Source organism: Micromonospora arida (assembly GCF_003857035.1).
Classification (GTDB): domain Bacteria; phylum Actinomycetota; class Actinomycetes; order Mycobacteriales; family Micromonosporaceae; genus Micromonospora; species Micromonospora arida.
The window spans coordinates 1-16,747 of the sequence record NZ_QGSY01000142.1; the positions used below are offsets into that span (position 1 = coordinate 1).

13 protein-coding genes and 1 rRNA gene are annotated in these 16,747 nt (G+C 73.5%); 12 read left to right on the forward strand and 2 right to left on the reverse strand.

Features of this window, described 5'->3' with window-relative positions:
- The 4 genes from rrf (at position 1) to DLJ58_RS09215 (ending at position 4,196) form a co-directional block, all read left to right on the forward strand.
- Positions 1-117: ribosomal RNA gene (gene rrf / locus DLJ58_RS09205) — 5S ribosomal RNA — on the forward strand.
- A gap of 319 nt (positions 118-436) precedes the next feature.
- On the forward strand, positions 437-2,131 hold the full coding sequence (locus tag DLJ58_RS34070) for a hypothetical protein (protein WP_167493692.1): 1,695 nt from the start codon (positions 437-439) through the stop codon (positions 2,129-2,131).
- A 20-nt stretch (positions 2,132-2,151) separates the two neighbouring features.
- Entirely contained in the window at positions 2,152-3,168 is a 1,017-nt protein-coding gene (locus tag DLJ58_RS09210; RefSeq protein WP_244218854.1) for a tetratricopeptide repeat protein, read from the forward strand.
- Positions 3,165-4,196: an HAD-IIA family hydrolase gene (locus tag DLJ58_RS09215; RefSeq protein ID WP_124854813.1), complete on the forward strand. Its 1,032-nt coding sequence runs from the start codon at positions 3,165-3,167 to the stop codon at positions 4,194-4,196. Before DLJ58_RS09210 ends, DLJ58_RS09215 begins: the two co-directional genes overlap by 4 nt.
- 14 nt (positions 4,197-4,210) lie before the next feature.
- Here DLJ58_RS09215 and DLJ58_RS09220 read toward each other — a convergent pair whose 3' ends face one another.
- Positions 4,211-4,549, reverse strand: a complete 339-nt coding sequence (locus DLJ58_RS09220; protein WP_124854815.1) for an SCP2 sterol-binding domain-containing protein — start codon at positions 4,547-4,549, stop codon at positions 4,211-4,213.
- A gap of 110 nt (positions 4,550-4,659) precedes the next feature.
- Here DLJ58_RS09220 and DLJ58_RS09225 point away from each other — a divergent pair, with 110 nt between their 5' ends.
- From DLJ58_RS09225 to DLJ58_RS09250, 5 genes are all read left to right on the forward strand, one after another.
- Positions 4,660-5,250 (forward strand): phasin family protein, encoded by a 591-nt coding sequence (locus DLJ58_RS09225; protein ID WP_124854817.1) that lies wholly within the window; start codon positions 4,660-4,662, stop codon positions 5,248-5,250.
- Positions 5,247-5,522, forward strand: a complete 276-nt coding sequence (locus DLJ58_RS35020; protein ID WP_341869899.1) for a hypothetical protein — start codon at positions 5,247-5,249, stop codon at positions 5,520-5,522. The genes DLJ58_RS09225 and DLJ58_RS35020 overlap by 4 nt, the downstream gene beginning before the upstream one ends.
- Positions 5,523-5,560: 38 nt before the next feature.
- Positions 5,561-6,421, forward strand: a complete 861-nt coding sequence (locus tag DLJ58_RS09240) for a TlyA family RNA methyltransferase (protein WP_091407285.1) — start codon at positions 5,561-5,563, stop codon at positions 6,419-6,421.
- Positions 6,422-6,530: 109 nt separating this feature from the next.
- On the forward strand, positions 6,531-7,415 hold the full coding sequence (locus DLJ58_RS09245) for an NAD kinase (protein ID WP_091407282.1): 885 nt from the start codon (positions 6,531-6,533) through the stop codon (positions 7,413-7,415).
- Between the two features lie 158 nt (positions 7,416-7,573).
- Positions 7,574-11,293 carry a S8 family serine peptidase gene (locus DLJ58_RS09250; protein ID WP_124854819.1) on the forward strand — a complete coding sequence of 1,240 codons (3,720 nt, stop codon included), beginning with the start codon at positions 7,574-7,576 and terminating at the stop codon, positions 11,291-11,293.
- A gap of 79 nt (positions 11,294-11,372) precedes the next feature.
- Here the strand turns inward: DLJ58_RS09250 and DLJ58_RS09255 are convergent, their stop codons facing one another.
- Positions 11,373-12,392, reverse strand: coding sequence for a helix-turn-helix domain-containing protein (locus DLJ58_RS09255; RefSeq protein WP_124854821.1), 1,020 nt, complete (start codon positions 12,390-12,392; stop codon positions 11,373-11,375).
- 89 nt (positions 12,393-12,481) lie between these two features.
- On the opposite strand from DLJ58_RS09255, the gene recN reads away from it, so the two are divergent.
- From recN to DLJ58_RS09270, 3 genes are all read left to right on the forward strand, one after another.
- Positions 12,482-14,239 (forward strand): DNA repair protein RecN, encoded by a 1,758-nt coding sequence (gene recN, locus DLJ58_RS09260; RefSeq protein WP_124854824.1) that lies wholly within the window; start codon positions 12,482-12,484, stop codon positions 14,237-14,239.
- A 119-nt stretch (positions 14,240-14,358) separates the two neighbouring features.
- Positions 14,359-15,537 (forward strand): putative cytokinetic ring protein SteA, encoded by a 1,179-nt coding sequence (gene steA / locus DLJ58_RS09265; protein ID WP_091407271.1) that lies wholly within the window; start codon positions 14,359-14,361, stop codon positions 15,535-15,537.
- Positions 15,538-15,564: 27 nt separating this feature from the next.
- Entirely contained in the window at positions 15,565-16,509 is a 945-nt protein-coding gene (locus DLJ58_RS09270; RefSeq protein WP_124854822.1) for a copper transporter, read from the forward strand.
- The last annotated feature ends 238 nt before the right edge of the window (positions 16,510-16,747 follow it).

Sequence of the window (16,747 nt, forward strand, 5' to 3'; positions counted from 1 at the left end):
TACGGCGGTCATGGCGGAGGGGAAACGCCCGGTTACATTCCGAACCCGGAAGCTAAGCCCTCCAGCGCCGATGGTACTGCACTCGTGAGGGTGTGGGAGAGTAGGACGCCGCCGGACAATCTTCCAGTCGAGGGCCGCCCCATCCGGGTCGGCCCTCGACTGCGTAGCGCCATTGGTGGCGCAATCAGGAAGGATGTACCTGTGAGTTCAGGACCGCAGGGCGGAGACCGTCCCCGTCGTTACGAAGACCGTACTGACGGTGCGGGCGGAAGCGACCGCGGCCCGCGCCGCGATGACCAAGGCCGGCCCCCGTACCGGGGAGACCGCGACAGCGGCGGCGGCGCCCGAGGCGGATACGCCGGCGGCCGCGACTCTGGCTCCCGTGGTGGTGACCGGGACAGCTCGCGCTCCAGCGCCCCCCGTGAGGGCGGCTACCGTGGCGGCGACCGCCGCGAGGGTGGTTTCCGGGGCGGCGACCGCGACGGCTCACGTTCCAGCGCTCCGCGTGAAGGCGGCTACCGTGGCGGCGACCGTGATGGGTCACGCTCGGGTGCTCCGCGTGAGGGTGGTTTCCGGTCCGGCGCTCCCCGTGAGGGTGGCTACCGTGGCGGCGACCGCGACAGTTCGCGTTCCAGCGCTCCGCGTGAAGGTGGCTACCGTGGCGGCGACCGCGACGGTGGTTTCCGTGGTGGCGACCGCCGTGAGGGTGGTTTCCGCGGTGGCGACCGGGACGGTTCGCGTTCCAGTGCTCCCCGCGAGGGTGGTTTCCGTGGCGGTGACCGTCGTGAGGGCGGTTACCAGGGCGGCGACCGCACTCGTTCCGGCCCGCCGCGTGAGGGTGGCTTCCGCGGTGGTGACCGCGAGGGCGGCTTCCGTGGCGGTGACCGTCGCGAGGGCGGCTTCCGGGGCGGCGACCGTGATGGCTCGCGTTCCAGTGCTCCGCGCGAGGGCGGCTTCCGGGGTGGTGACCGCGACGGTGGTTTCCGTGGCGGCGACCGCCGCGAGGGTGGCTTCCGTGGCGGCGACCGTGATGGCTCGCGTTCCAGTGCCCCGCGTGAGGGTGGTTTCCGTGGCGGCGACCGTGACGGCTCGCGCTCGAGCGCTCCCCGTGAGGGTGGCTTCCGGGGTGGTGACCGCGACGGTGGTTTCCGTGGCGGCGACCGCCGTGAGGGCGGCTTCCGTGGCGGCGACCGGGACGGTGGTTTCCGTGGCGGCGACCGCCGTGAGGGTGGTTTCCGGGGCGGCGACCGTGATGGCTCGCGCTCGGGCGCTCCGCGCGAGGGTGGCTTCCGTGGTGGTGACCGCGAGGGTGGTTTCCGTGGCGGTGACCGTCGCGAGGGCGGTTACCAGGGCGGCGACCGCACTCGTTCCGGCCCGCCGCGTGAGGGTGGCTTCCGTGGCGGTGACCGCGACGGTGGTTTCCGTGGCGGCGACCGCCGTGAGGGCGGCTTCCGCGGCGGCGACCGTGACGGCTCGCGTTCCAGTGCCCCGCGTGAGGGTGGCTTCCGGGGCGGCGACCGTGACGGCTCGCGCTCGGGCGCTCCGCGCGAGGGTGGCTTCCGCGGTGGCGACCGCGACGGTGGGTTCCGGGGCGGCGACCGCCGTGAGGGCGGTTACCAGGGCGGCGACCGCACTCGTTCCGGCCCCCCGCGCGAGGGTGGCTTCCGGGGCGGCGACCGCGAGGGTGGTTTCCGGGGCGGCGACCGCCGTGAGGGCGGCTTCCGCGGCGGCGACCGTGACGGCTCGCGTTCCGCTGCTCCGCGTGAGGGTGGCTTCCGGGGCGGCGACCGTGACGGCTCGCGTTCCAGTGCTCCCCGTGAGGGTGGCTTCCGGGGCGGCGACCGTCGCGAAGGCGGCTTCCGTGGCGGGGACCGGGATGGTTCGCGCTCGGGCGCCCCGCGTGAGGGTGGTTTCCGTGGCGGTGACCGCGAGGGCGGTTACCGGGGCGGAGAGCGTACCGGCGGCTTCCGGTCCGACGAGCGGCCGCGCCGCGACGGGGAGTTCCGTCGCGATGACCGCACGGGTGGCTCCGAGTCGTCCGAGGGTGGGCGTAGCTCGGCCCCGGCGCTACCGGACGACATTGTCGCGACCGACCTCGACAAGGACGTCCGCGCTGAGTTGCTCTCGCTGAACAAGCCGGTCGCCGAGACGGTGGCCCGGCACCTGGTCGCCACTGGGCAGCTGATCGACGAGGACCCGGCCGAGGCGTTGGCGCACGCGCTGGCCGCCCGGCGGCTCGCGTCGCGCATCTCCGCTGTCCGTGAGGCGGTCGGCTTGGCCGCGTACCGCGCTGGGGAGTGGCAGTCGGCGATCGCCGAGCTGCGCACGTACCACCGGATGAGCGGATTGCAGAGCCACCTGGCCGTGCTCGCGGACTGCGAGCGGGCTCTCGGCCGGCCGGAGCGGGCCATTGACCTGTTCCGTGGCGCGGACCGGGAGAAGCTGGACCAGGCCGTGGCGATCGAACTGCTGATCGTCGCCGCCGGCGCGCGGGGTGACCTCGGGCAGAAGGACGCCGCGGTCGCGATGCTCCAGGTTCCGGACCTCACCAACGAGGCCACCGTGCCGTGGACGGCCCGGCTGCGGTACGCGTACGCCGACGCGCTGCTCGCTGTGGGCCGGCGCGAGGAGGCCCGCGAATGGTTCTCCCGCGCTGCCGACGTGGACACGGAGGGCGAGACAGACGCCGCCGAGCGGCTGCTCGAACTCGACGGCGTGGTCATCGAGGGTGACGAAGAGGACGAGGCCGCCGAGGAGATCGCCGCGGGCCCGGGTGCTCCCGGCGCTGTGCCGGCCCGACCCGACGCCGACCTGGCCGGCGAGGCGAACGACGACGACATCGACGACGACGATGACGACGACGACGATGACGACGACGATGACGACGACGACGACGATGACGACGACGACGACGACGACGACGATGACGACGACGACGACGACGAGGACTTCGACGACGACGAGGAGGACGACGAGGAGGACGACGCCGTCGGCCGCCCCGCTGACGACGAAGGCTTCGACGACGAGGACGAGGACCGTCACCCCACCGAGAGCGGCAACGCCGACGCGGCCACCACTGGCGACAGCGGCGTGACGGACGGGGACGCGGCGAACGCCGACGGGACCTCGCCGGCCCGGGACGACGAGTCGGGGTCGACGCAGCGGTGAGCGCGGGCGTGGGGGAGCGGCTGGTCGACGGGTACACCCTGGTCGTCTTCGACCTGGACGGCGTGATCTACCTGATCGACCGGCCGATCCCCGGCGCCGTCGAGACGGTGGCCCGGCTGCACGCCGAGGGACGGGCGGTGGCGTACGCCACCAACAACGCGTCCCGCCGGTCCAGCGAGGTCGCCGACCTGCTGACCGGGATGGGCGTGCCGGCACGGCCGGAGGAGGTCCTCACCTCTGCCGCCGCCTCGGCCGAGTTGCTGCGCGACCGGCTGCCCGCCGGCGCGTCGGTGCTGGTGGTCGGCGCGGAGGCGCTGCGCGCGGAGCTGCGCGCGGTCGGTCTGAACCCGGTCACCCAGGCCGATGAGAAGCCAGCCGCGGTGGTGCAGGGGTACGGCCCGCAGGTCGGTTGGGCCGAACTGGCTGAAGCGTCGGTAGCGGTGCGGGCGGGTGCGATCTGGATCGCCACCAACACCGATCGGACCCTGCCCAGTGGGCGGGGACCACTGCCCGGCAACGGTTCGCTGGTCGCCGTGCTGCGTACGGCACTGGAGCGGGACCCCGACGTGGTGGTCGGCAAGCCGGAGCCGGCGCTGTTCGAGACCGCCGCCCGGCGCAGTGGCGGTGGGCGGAGCCTTGTGGTGGGTGACCGGCTGGACACCGACATCGAGGGTGCCCGCCGGGCCGGGCTGGACAGCCTGCTCGTGCTCACCGGCGTGCACGGCGTACCGGAGCTGCTGGCCGCCGAACCGCGGCGACGTCCCACGTACGTCGCGAAAGACCTGGCGGGGCTCTTCGACCCGGCTGCCGCCGTGCGGGTCCCGGGCCCGGCGGACGCCGGCGGCTGGTCCGTGACCGACCGGGACGGCACGCTGGAGCTGGCCGGGGCCGGTCGGCCGCTGGACGCCCTGGCGGCTCTCTGCGCGGTGGCCTGGTCGGCGTCGGTGCCGGAGTTGCCGAAGATCCGTGCGGTGGGCCCGGACGCGGCCCACGCGGTGGAGAGTTTCGGTCTGACCGCGACGGCGTGAGCCGGGCGGGGCCCTCAGAGCAGCTTGCGCAGCTTGAGCAGGTCGAACGGGTTCGCCTTGATCGACACCCGGCGGGAGGTCACCGCACTGGTGACGTCCAGGTTGCCCCGGACCAGGGCGAGCAGGTCGTCGCTGGACGTGCTCAGCGCGATCTTGGCCTTGGGGTCGTCGCCGTCGGTCAGCTCGACCAGTCGGCCGCCGGTGATCCGGCCGTGGAACGCGGTGTCCAGGTCGGTGATCCGGCAGGCCAGCGTCCGGTCCAGGTCGATCCGTTCGCGCACCGTCTCGGCGTTGCGATCCAACCGGGCGGCCAGCTCCTGCAACGCCTGCCGGCACTCGTCCACGCTGGCCACATCTCCCCCTTGTGATCGCCACGCCGTCCTCGGCACCGTACCGCACGGGTCGGTCCGGGGTGCCCGGTAGCGTGACACCTGCACACCCCGCCCCGTGGAAGGACTCAGGCATGCAGGACGCGTGGCGCGCCTACCTCGAGCTGGCCATGGGCCTTGCGGAGGCGCCCCGGAAGAAGGCCCAGGACGTGGCACGTCGCCTCGTCGGCACCGGCGGCGCGACCGCCGCCCAACTCCAGGCCCTCGGCGAGGAACTGGTCACCACCGGCGCCGCCAACCGGGAGGCGCTGACCAAGCTGGTCCGCTTCGAGGTCGACCGGGCCCTCGGCGCCGTCGGTCTGGCCACCGCCGACGAGGTGGCCGAGCTGACCCGGCGGGTGCACGACCTGGAACGGCAGCTGCGGGAGGCGCGGTCCACCGAGCCGGCCGACGCGCCGACCGCCGGCCCCACGCCACAACCCGACCCGACCGTCGCCGCGCAGCCCGGCACCGGTCTCGTGCCGTCCGACGCCTCGGCCGGTGCCCCGGTCTCCGCGCCGGTGGCGAAGAAGGCCGTCGCGAAGAAGGCGGTCGCGAAGAAGGCCATCGCCAAGAAGGCGCCGGCGACGATCAGCCGGACGGCCGACGAGGACGTCCCGACGCCGGCCGTGATGCCCGCCAAGAAAGCGGCGGTTCGCAAGCAGCGGCCGGACGACGCCGAATGACCCGGCCCGGTCCGCCGCCTGGCGGGTCCTTCCCGGCTCGGCCCGGTCCGCCGGCTGGCGGTGCGTTCCCGGCTCGGCCCGGTCCGCCGGTGGGTGCCCGCCCCGGGCCGCCGCCGGATCTCGGGGACGACGAGACACGGCATCCGGCGGTGGACGCCGCTGTGCGGGCCATCGCCAACGCGGCGACGCTCGCTCCCGCCGACCAGATCGCGCAGTACGAGGCGGCCTACGAGACGCTGCGGGAAACCCTCGCCACCATCGACCAGACCTGAGCGGGACGACCAGGCCTGAGCAGACCGGAGAACCACCCATGGCACGTCGTAACCGGCTGGACGCCGAACTCGTCCGCCGCGGTCTGGCCCGCTCCCGTGAGCAGGCCGCCGCGCTGGTGGAGGCTGGCCGGGTCCAACTGCGGGGCGTGGTCGCCCGCAAGGCGGCCGCGATGGTCGACCCCGCCGACCCGCTCCTGGTGACCGGTGCGGACCCGGCTGAGGAGTACGTCTCCCGAGGCGGGCACAAGCTCGCCGGCGCGCTGGCCGCGTTCGCCCCCGGTGGGCTGCACGTGGCCGGGCGGCGTTGCCTGGACGCGGGAGCGTCGACCGGTGGGTTCACCGATGTGCTGCTGCGCGCCGACGCGGCCGAGGTGGTGGCCGTGGACGTCGGCTACGGGCAGCTCGCCTGGCCGCTGCGTACGAACGAGCGGGTCCGCGTCCTGGAGCGCACGAATGTCCGTACCCTCGATGCCGACGCGATCGGCGGCCCGGTCGACCTCACGGTGGCCGACCTGTCGTTCATCTCGCTGCGACTGGTGCTGCCGGCGCTGGCCGGCTGCACCCGCGACGACGGTGACCTGGCACTGATGGTCAAGCCGCAGTTCGAGGTCGGCAAGGACCGGGTCGGCGCCGGCGGTGTGGTCCGCGATCCGGAGCTGCGCGCCGAAGCGGTGCTGGACGTGGCCGCGGCGGCCGCGCGGCTCGGCCTCGGACTGGCCGACGTGGCGGCCAGCCCGCTGCCCGGGCCGAGCGGCAACGTGGAGTTCTTCGTATGGTTGCGCCGGGGCGCACCAGCGGCCGACCCGGAGCGGGTGCGGGCCGTGGTGGCGGCCGGGCCGGACGGCTCGACGACTGCCGGCGGGGTGCCGGACGTGGCGGCGGAGGAGGTCGCAGGGTGAACGCGCGCAGTGAGGGCACCGCAACGGGTCGCGCGGTGACACGCGGCCGTGCCGAGGCGACGGCGTCGGTGGCGCGACGCCGCCCGGTCCGGCGTGGGCGGGCGGCCCGATGAGCCGGACCGCGCTGCTGGTGACCCACACCGGCCGTCGGCGCAGCACGGAGCACGCCCGGTCGGTCGCCGCCGACCTGATCGACGCCGGTTTCGAGGTGCGGGTGGTCGCCGACGAGGCCGACGACCTCGACCTGCCCGGCGTGGTGCCGGTCGCCGGCCCGCAGGCCGCCGAGGGCGCCGAGATCGTCTTCGCGCTCGGTGGGGACGGCACCTTCCTGCGCGCCGCCGAGCTGGCCCGGCCCGCGAAGGCGCCGCTGCTCGGCATCAACCTCGGCAAGGTGGGCTTCCTGGCGGAGGCGGAGATCGACGATCTGGACACCGCCGTCCGGGACGTCGTCGGCCGCAACTACACGGTCGACGAGCGGCTGACCCTGGACGTCACGGCCGAGTTCGACGGTGGGCCGACCATCGAGTCCTGGGCGCTCAACGAGATCAGCATCGAGAAGGGCGAGCGGGCCCAGATGCTGGAGCTGCTCGTCGACGTGGACGGCCGGCCGCTGTCGCGCTACGGCTGCGACGGTGTCGTCTGCGCCACCCCCACCGGTTCCACCGCGTACGCGTTCTCCGGTGGCGGCCCCGTGGTCTGGCCGGAGGTGGAGGCGCTGCTGCTGGTGCCGATCAGCGCGCACGCGTTGTTCAGCCGCCCGTTGGTCACGGCCCCGACGTCCACCTTCGTGATCACCGTCGACCCGTTCACCACCCTCGCCGTGCTCTCCTGCGATGGCCGGCGCGTCTACGACCTGCCACCCGGGGCGCGGGTGACGGTGCGTCGGGGCGCCCTGCCGGTACGCATCGTGCGGCTGCGTCCCCGCCCGTTCACCGACCGGCTGGTGGCCAAGTTCGGCCTTCCCGTGCACGGTTGGCGTGGCAGCCGCCGGTGACCGTGGCGCACACGGTCGGTGGATGTCAGTTGTCCACCTGACGACATGTCGCCGCTGCGGCGGCCGGCGACTAGTGACCTGGTGACACGCTCCGACGCAGACTCCGATCGGCCCTCATCCACGGATGGCGGGCCTGGAGGAGTAGAGGAGCCCATCGCATGCACTGGTCCCCACGCTGGCTCGCCGTCGGCGCGGTCGGCGCGTTGGTGGTCGGCATCGCCGCACCGGCGTCCGCCGACCCGCCCGCCCGGCCCACCGGCCCGACGTCGGGCACGCCCGCCCAGCACGCACCCGTCCGCATCACCCTGATCACCGGCGACCAGGTCGACCTGGTGCAGGCGGCACCCGGCCGGGTCGCCGCCACTGTCCGCCCGGGACCCGGGCGCGAGCGCGTCATCTTCCAGACCCTGGAGGTCGACGGCCGGTTGCGGGTGCTGCCCAGCGACGCCCTACCCTACGTTTCGAGCGGGGCCCTCGACGCCAACCTGTTCGACGTGCAGGAGTTGGCCGCCGACGGATACGGCGACGCGGCGCAGGGCGCGTTGCCACTGATCGTGCGCTACCAGGAGCAGGCGGCCGGGCGGGTCAAGCCGCTTGCCGGTGCCACCGACGCCCGGCCGCTGGAGAGCATCAACGGCGCGGCGCTGCGGGTCGGCAAGGGGGCCCTCGGCAACCTGTGGACCGCGCTCGCCGGTACGCCGGCCAGCCGGACCACGACTGCCGCCGCGCCCCGGCTGGGTGCTGGCATCGCCCGTATCTGGCTGGACGGGCGAGTCCGCCCGGCGCTGGAGCACTCCGTGCCGCAGATCGGCGCCCCGACGGCCTGGGCGGCCGGGCGCGACGGTGCCGGCGTGAAGGTGGCGGTGCTCGACACCGGCGTCGACGCCACCCACCCCGACCTGGCCGGTCGGATCGCCGAGGCGCAGGACTTCTCCGGCAGCGGCAGCGCCCGCGACGGGCACGGCCACGGCACCCACGTGGCCGCCACCATCGCCGGCAGCGGTGCGGCGTCCGACGGGCTACGCAAGGGCGTCGCCCCGGGTGCGCGGTTGCTGGTCGGCAAGGTGCTCGACGACGGTGGGTCCGGCTACAGCTCGTCCATCATCGCGGGCATGGAGTGGGCCGCCCACTCCGGCGCGAAGGTGGTCAGCATGAGCCTCGGTGGCGACCCCACCGACGGCACCGACCCGATGAGCCAGGCGGTGAACGACCTGACCGCCGAGACCGGCGCGCTGTTCGTGGTCGCCGCCGGCAACTCGGGCGCCGCGCGTACCGTCGGTGCGCCCGGCGCGGCTGCGGCGGCGCTCACCGTCGGGGCCGTGGACCGTGCCGACAACCTGGCGGAGTTCTCCAGCCGGGGCCCGCGCCTCGGCGACAACGGCCTCAAGCCCGAGATCACCGCGCCGGGCGTCGGCATCGTCGCCGCCCGGGCCGCCGGCACCGCCATGGGTACGCCGGTGGACGACGCGTACACGACCGCGTCCGGCACCTCGATGGCCACTCCGCACGTGGCCGGAGCGGCGGCGATCCTCGCCCAGGAACACCCGGACTGGGCCGCCGCGAAGCTCAAGGACGCGCTGGTCAGCACCACGAAGGCGAACCCGGCGCTGACCGTCTTCGAGCAGGGTGGCGGTCGGGTCGACGTGGCGCGGGCGCTCGGCCAGCAGGTGTACGCCTCGGCCACCGCAGACTTCGGCCGGATCTCCACCGGCGGTGCGGCGGTCGAGCGGACCGTGACGTACACCAACGGCACGACGACCACGCAGTCCCTGCGACTGGCCCTGGAACTGCGCAACTTGGACACCCGTGCGGCCGAGACCGACGGGGTCACGGTCGGCGGCACCGAGGTGACAGTGCCGGCCGGCGGCAGCGTCGCCGTGCCGTTGCGGGCGGACCCGGCGAAGCTGGACCGGGGTGTGCACAGTGGGTGGCTGGTGGCCACCGGCGCGGACGGCGTCGCGGTGCGGACCGCTGTCGCGCTCACCGTCAGTGGTCCCGTGCACCAACTCACCATCAAGCTGCTGGACCGGCAGGGCCAGCCGGGCCTCTCGCCGGGGTTGACCGTCTTCGGTGAGCAGCCCGAGTCGGACTTCTGGGGCCTGTGGGGTGGCGAGGGCACCCTGGAGGTCGAGGAGGGCACGTACGTGCTGACCGCGCTGATGGCGCACGGCGTCCCCCTGGACGAGCAGATGACCCAGATCATCGAGCCAGAGGTGACCGTCGACCGGGACCTGACCGTGGTGCTCGACGCGCGCAAGGGCACGCCGGTGCGGATCGAGACGCCGAAGCCCAGCGAGCAGCGGGCCACGCTCAGCTACTACGTGCACCGGGTGCTGGGCAATGGCCGGCAGATTGACCACGGCGTGATGGCCTACAGCACCGTTCAGCAGGTCAACGTCACGCCGACCCGCCAGGTGCGCCAGGGCGAGTTCGAGTTCGCCTCGCGGTGGCAGCTCGTCGCGCCCATGGTGGACGCGAAGATCAGCGGGGTGTCCGGTCCGTCGGACATCAACCTGCTGGGCACGTCGCCGGCGCCGACCGGTCGGCGGAAGCTGCCGCTGGTCTGGGCCGGCACCGGCACCCCCGCCGACCTGACCCGGGTGCGGGGCGCCGCCGTGCTGCTCGGCGCCGACCCGAACCGCTCGGAAGAGGAGCAGGTGGCCGCCGTCGCGGCAGCCGGCGCCGCCGCGGTGCTGATCGTCCGGCCCGAGGACCAGAGCGCGTGGACGGTCTGGCGGCCCAACGGAGAGCGGCTGCCGATCCCGTCGATGGTGGTCGCGTACGACGACGGGCAGCGGCTGATCGCGGCGGCGCGCAAGGGTCGGGCGACGCTGGACCTGACGCTGACCGTGGACAGCCCCTACCTGTACGACGTGTGGCAGGTGTCGAAGGGTCGGGTGCCGGAGCGTGTGGTGCACACGGTGACCGCCAAGAACACCGCCGAGGTGACCGCGAGCTACGGCGACATGGGTGCGGGCTGGGCCACCGAGGAGCGGTTCGGCTGGCGTCCGTGGCAGGAGTACGCCTGGAACGACGACCAGCGCATGGTCCGCAACGGCACCACCCGGCAGGAGTTCGTCAGCGCCGGGGACTCCTGGTGGCAGCAACGGGTGCTGCACAAGCAGATGTTCATGCAGTGGGGGCAGCTGACCGGTGGTCTGACCCAGCAGCCCCGGCGCTACGCCGCCGACGACCGGGTGACCGAGACCTGGCACGCGCCGGTGCTCCGCCCGGCCGTCCCGGCCAGCGGGGCGCCGGTGCCCACCCGCACCGGTGACAACCTGAAGTTGCGGGTGCCCGAGTTCGTCGACGCCGAGGGGCACTACAGCGTGGCCGGCGAGAGCGAGGAGTCGGACACCGTCACGGCGCGGGTCAGCCGCGACGGGCAGCAGATCGCCGACCTCTCCGACGGCTGGGCGTCGGTGCCCACGACCGCCGGGGCCGCCCGCTACCGCCTGGACGTGACCACCCAGCGGTCCTCGGCCGACTGGCGTTACGGCACGCGGACCGACACGGCCTGGGAGTTCACCTCGGCCCGACCGGCGGGCGACGCCGCCACGCCGTTGTCGCTGCTGCAGGTGGACTACCGGGTGCCGGCCGACCTGCGCGGCACGGTACGCGGCAACCGGCCGCACCAGTTGGGGCTGACCCTGCGGCAGCCGGCCGGGGTGCCGGCGCCGACCGGTGCCGGTGTCCGGGTGCAGGTCTCCTTCGACGGGGGCGTCACCTGGCGTAATGCGCCGACCACGGGGTCGGGCACCCGGTACACCGCGACCGTGCCGGCGGGGCGCGGAACGGTGTCGCTCCGGGTGCACGCCGCCGACCGGGCCGGGAACACCGTCGACCAGACGGTGCTCCAGGCGTACGGGCTGCGCTGATCGGGCGGGGCGGGGCGGCCTGGCCGTCCCGCCCTGCCGGTCGAGGGTCCGCCGTCGGTCGACGGCGGACCCTGTCGCATCAGAGCCAGCCGCGTCGGGCCACCTGGAACGCCAACCCGGGCCGGGTGTCCACGCCGGCGGCGGCCATCAGGTCGGCGATCCGCCGTTGCACGGTCCGCCGGCTCACCCCGAGCTGGGAGGCGATGGACTTGTCCGGTACGCCCGCCACGAACAGCGACAGCAGCCGGGCCTCGTCGGCGTCGGGTTGGTAACCGTCGCCCGGTTGGTCGGCGGGATCCGGGCGTCGAGCCTCGGGGGCCGCGACGGCGAGGGGGTCGTCGAGGCGCAGCCGGGTGGCCACCCGCCAGTGGCTCTCGAAGAGGGCGAGCAGCGCGTCGAGCAGTTGACTGCGGCCGATCACGGCGGCGCTCGGTTCGCCGCCGTCGCGGTCGGGCACCAACGGGCAGATGGCCGTGCGGGCGTCCACGATGGCCAGTCTGACCGGCAGCCGGTCCAGGACGCGGGCCTGCTCCCCGGCGGCGACCCCCTTGGCCAGGTCGGCCAACGCGCCCGGCTCCAGCAGCAGGTCACGCTCATAGATGGCCCGGTAGCTCACCCCACGGGCCAGCGCGTCGAACTCCTCGACGTTCTCCGGGCCGGCCATGGCGAGGGGATTGGCCCGGCAGAACCAGAGCACCTCGGTACGCGCCGAGTTCTGCAGGTCGCGCAGGCGATCCCGCAGAACCCGGGCGCCGGTGATCACCTCGACCAGGTGGTCGACGTGGTGCCGGCGCAGCCCGGTGCGGTACTCCTCGGCCAGTTGGGTGACCAGCCGGCGGGCCGACTCCAGGTCCTCCTGACGTCGCAGCAGCGTCCCGCCGAGGGCGACGTCCGGGGCGGTCGGGCGCAGCGGGGCGTCCGGGTCGTTGTCGCTGCGCTGTACGAGGCCCTTGCCGCGCAGTGCCTCGACCTGGGCGACGACCTGCTCACGGGGCCGGTGCAGGCGATCGGCCAACTCGTCGATGCGGGCCGTGGTGAGCTGGAGCAGGCAGCGGTAGAGCTCCTCCTCAGCCGAGGTCAGGCCGATCACGTCCAACACGGGGCAGAACTGTACGTCGGCCGGGTGCGGGCCTCACCCGGGCCCGTCGGCTGGTCAAGTGTCGGGCCTCGCGTCTACTGTCGGTGGCTGTGCTGGAAGAGCTGCGCATCACCGGACTGGGCGTCATCGAAGACACCACGCTGCCGTTGACCGGCGGCATGAACGTCATCACCGGCGAGACCGGTGCGGGCAAGACGATGGTGGTCACCGGCCTCGGCCTGCTCTTCGGCGGCCGGGCCGACGCCGGACGGGTCCGCGCCCAACCCGGCCGTGCGGTGGTGGAGGGGCGGCTGCGGCTGCACGGGCGGGTCGCCGACGCCGTGCACGCGCGGATCATCGAGGCCGGCGGCGAACCCGACGAGGACGGGTCGGTGCTGCTGAGCCGCACGGTGACGGTGGAGGGGCGCTCGCGCGCCCACGTCGGCGGTCGGAGCATGCCGGTGTCGATGCTCGGTGAGATCGGCGAGCAGGCGGTCGCCGTGCACGGCCAGTCCGACCAACTGCGGCTGCTGCGCCCGGCCGAGCAGCGGGCCGCACTGGACCGGTTCGCCGGCCCCGCGCACGAGAAGCTGCTCGACGCGCTGCGCGAGGCGTACACGGGGTGGCGTCGGGTCGTCGACGACCTGGCCGACCGTCGGCGCAATGCCCGCGAGCGCAATCAGGAGGCCGACCTGCTGCGGTTGGGCCTCGACGAGATCACCCGGGTCGATCCGCAGCCCGGTGAGGACGACGAGCTGAAGACCGAGGCGCAGCGGCTGGAGCACGCCGAGGGTCTGCGGACGGCCGCGCAGATCGCCCAGCAGTGCGTGGCCGGTGGCGCGGAGGCGGCCGAGGAGACCCCGGACGCGGCGGCGCTGCTCGGCACCGCGCGGCGGACCCTGGAGGCGCAGTCCGGCACCGATCCGGCGCTCGGTGAGCTGGCGGCCCGCCTGGAGGAGGCGGCCACCCTGGTCACCGACGTGTCCGCGGAGCTGTCGGCGTACCTGGCGACGCTGGACGCGGACCCGGCCCGGTTGCAGCACGTCTACGAGCGGCGGGCGGCGCTGCGCGCGTTGACCCGCAAGTACGCCGACGACGTCGACGGGGTGATCGCCTGGGCCGATCGGGCGCGCACCCGACTGTCCGATCTGGACATGTCCGACGACGTGCTCGACGAGTTGGAGCGGGAGGGTCAGCGGCTCGCCGTCGAGGTGGCCGACCTGGCCGGGCGGGTGTCCACTTCCCGGCAGGAGGCGGCGGTCCGCTTCGCCGACCAGGTCACCGTCGAGCTGGCCGGGCTGGCGATGCCGCACGCGCGGATCGAGGTGGCGGTGCTGCCCCGTCCGGCCGGGCGGGCCGAGCCGACGCTTGCGGTCAACGGGGTCGAGGTGGGTGTCACGCCGGACGGCGGTGACGAGGTGGAGTTGCGGTTGCTGGCCCACCCGGGCGCGCCGTCGCTGCCGTTGCAGCGCGGCGCCTCCGGCGGTGAGTTGTCCCGGGTGATGCTCGCCATCGAGGTCGTGTTCGCGGGCTCCGGTGGCCCGCCCACGTTGGTCTTCGACGAGGTCGACGCGGGGGTCGGTGGGCAGGCGGCGGTGGAGATCGGCCGGCGGCTGGCCCGACTGGCCCGTAGTCACCAGGTGCTGGTGGTCACGCACCTGCCGCAGGTGGCCGCGTTCGCCGACCGGCACCTGGTGGTGGCGAAGGACACCGGCGGTGCGGTGACGACCAGCGGGGTGCGGGTGGTGGAGGACACCGAGCGGGCTCGGGAGTTGGCGCGCATGCTGGCGGGTTTGCCCGATTCAGATCTGGGTATCGCCCACGCCGAGGAGCTTTTGGCAGTGGCCGCCAAGGAAAGGCGGTTGTGACGCCGCGTATTGTGAGCGCAAGCACACCGGCTTGTGCCGGTGTGTGCTTCCCTGGGTAGGCGGCCCTGCTCAGGCATGTCGCGACAGAAAAGCCTGCCTCACATGCCAGGATGGTCACGATGCGTCTACCCACGTTGCGCCGGAACCGGAACTCCGAACCGGGCAGAGTCCTCGGCACCGCGCGCCTTGATCGCCGGACGAAACGCCTGGTCGGTCGGCTGCGCCCCGGTGACATCGCGGTCATCGACCACGTCGACCTGGACCGGGTGGCGGCCGACTCGCTCGTCGCCGTCGGGGTCGCGGCGGTGCTCAACGCCAAGCCCTCGGTCTCCGGCCGTTACCCGAACCTCGGCCCGGAGGTGTTGATCGCCGCCGGCATTCCGCTCCTCGACGACCTGGGGGAGGGCGTCTTCGAGCGCATCCGCGAGGGCGACCAGGTGCGCATCGAGGGCAACACGGTCTTCGCGGGTGACGAGCCGGTGGCCCACGGCAGCCTTCAGGACGCCGAGTCGGTCGGCAAAGCGATGGCCGACGCCCGGGAGGGTCTGTCGGTGCAGTTGGAGGCGTTCGCCGCCAACACGATGGACTACCTGCGCCAGGAACGCGACCTGCTGCTCGACGGTGTCGGAGTGCCGGACATCGAGACCCAGATGCAGGGTCGGCACTGCCTGATCGTGGTGCGCGGCTACGACTACAAGGCCGACCTGGACGTGCTGCGCCCGTACATCCGGGAGTTCAAGCCGGTGCTCATCGGCGTCGACGGCGGTGCGGACGCCCTGGTCGAGGCCGGCTACACCCCCGACATGATCATCGGGGACATGGATTCGGTCACCGACGACGTGCTGCGCTGCGGCGCGGAGGTGATCGTGCACGCGTACCCGGACGGGCGCGCGCCCGGCCTGCCCCGGGTCAACGGCCTCGGTGTGCCGGCGATCACCTTCCCGGCCGCGGCGACCAGCGAGGACCTGGCCATGCTTCTCGCCGACGAGAAGGGCGCCTCGCTGCTGGTCGCGGTCGGCACCCATGCCACCCTCGTCGAGTTCCTCGACAAGGGCCGCGGCGGGATGGCCTCGACCTTCCTGACCCGGCTGAAGGTCGGCGGCAAGCTGGTCGACGCCAAGGGGGTGAGCCGGCTCTACCGGCAGAGCATCTCCGGCTCGTCGCTGCTGCTGCTGGTGCTGTCGGCGATCGCGGCGATGGCGTCCGCGGTGGCCGTGTCAACAGTCGGGAAGGCGTACCTGGGCGTGGTCGCCGAGTGGTGGGACAATTTTGTGTTCCAGCTGTACCGGCTCTTCTAGTTCCCGACCGATCAAGAGGCTGCAAGCGTGATCAACTTCCGCTACCACGTGGTGTCCCTCACCGCGGTCTTCCTGGCTCTGGCGATCGGCCTGGTGGTCGGCACAGCCGCCCTCAACGGCCCGGTCGCCGACTCGCTCAAGGAGCAGGTCACCGGGCTACGCAAGGACAACCAGCAGTGGCGTCAGACGGTCAGCAACATGGAGAAGCAACTCGCGCTGGAAGAGGAGTTCGCCGAGGAGACCTCCCAGATCCTCCTGCCCGGCACCCTCACCGCGCGCCGGGTCGCGGTTCTCAGCCTGCCCAACGGGCGCGACCACACCGAGAACGTGCTCAAGAAGCTCCAGCAGGCCGGGGCCACCATCACCGGCCAGGTCGACCTGCAGGACAAGTTCATCAACCCGGACAACAACTCCAACCTGCTGGAGTTGGCCGTCACCGCCGCCCGTCCGACCGCGCAGACCACCGGCCTGCCGGGCAACGGACACGGCGTGGAGACCTCCAGCGCGCTGCTGGCCAGCGTCCTGCTGGACCGGCCCCAGGGCGTCGCGCCGGTCAGTGACGCCGACCGGCGGGCGGTGCTCGCCGCCTACAACAACGCCGGCTACCTGACCACCGACAGCAACAAGGTCACCGCCTCGGCGGAGGCGGTCGTCGTGGTCAGCGGTCAGCCGTACGTCGACAAGGACTCCGACAAGCGGGACGAGTCGGTGGTCAAGATCGCCGAGCAGTTCGACCGCACCGGGGCGATCGTGGTGGCCGGCAACGGTTCCGTCGGCGGCAACCTGGTCGGCGTGGTGCGCGGCGACCCGGTGCTCGCCCAGACCATCTCCACGGTCGACAACGCCAACACCGTGCAGGGCCAGGTGGTCACCACCCTCGCCCTGGTGCAGCAACTCACCGAGAAGAAAGCCGGGCAGTACGGCGTCGGCGACAACGCCGCCTCCGGCCTGTTGCCTAGACTGCCCCAGTGAGCGAACGACGTACCCCCGTGTCCGGATCCGACCAGGCGACGCGTGACCGAGCCGGCGAGGTGGCGGCGTGAGCGCGCTGGGTCGGCTGTTGATCGCCGGCGCGGGCGCCGCGGCGGTCCGCTACGCGCTGCGTGAGGCGCGCACCTCGCCGGCCGGGCCCGCGTTGGAACGCACCAACTTCCGCGGCCGCACGGTGAGCCTGGCCGCCGGGCCGGCGCTCGCCGCGCGGCCGCGGAAG

Coding starts and splice junctions, on each gene's coding strand:
- DLJ58_RS09225 (WP_124854817.1), top strand. CDS start 4,660: ATGCAGGACGCGTGGCGCGCCTACCTCGAGCTGGCCATGGGCCTTGCG.
- DLJ58_RS35020 (WP_341869899.1), top strand. CDS start 5,247: ATGACCCGGCCCGGTCCGCCGCCTGGCGGGTCCTTCCCGGCTCGGCCC.
- DLJ58_RS09240 (WP_091407285.1), top strand. CDS start 5,561: ATGGCACGTCGTAACCGGCTGGACGCCGAACTCGTCCGCCGCGGTCTG.
- DLJ58_RS09245 (WP_091407282.1), top strand. CDS start 6,531: ATGAGCCGGACCGCGCTGCTGGTGACCCACACCGGCCGTCGGCGCAGC.
- DLJ58_RS09250 (WP_124854819.1), top strand. CDS start 7,574: ATGCACTGGTCCCCACGCTGGCTCGCCGTCGGCGCGGTCGGCGCGTTG.
- steA (WP_091407271.1), top strand. CDS start 14,359: ATGCGTCTACCCACGTTGCGCCGGAACCGGAACTCCGAACCGGGCAGA.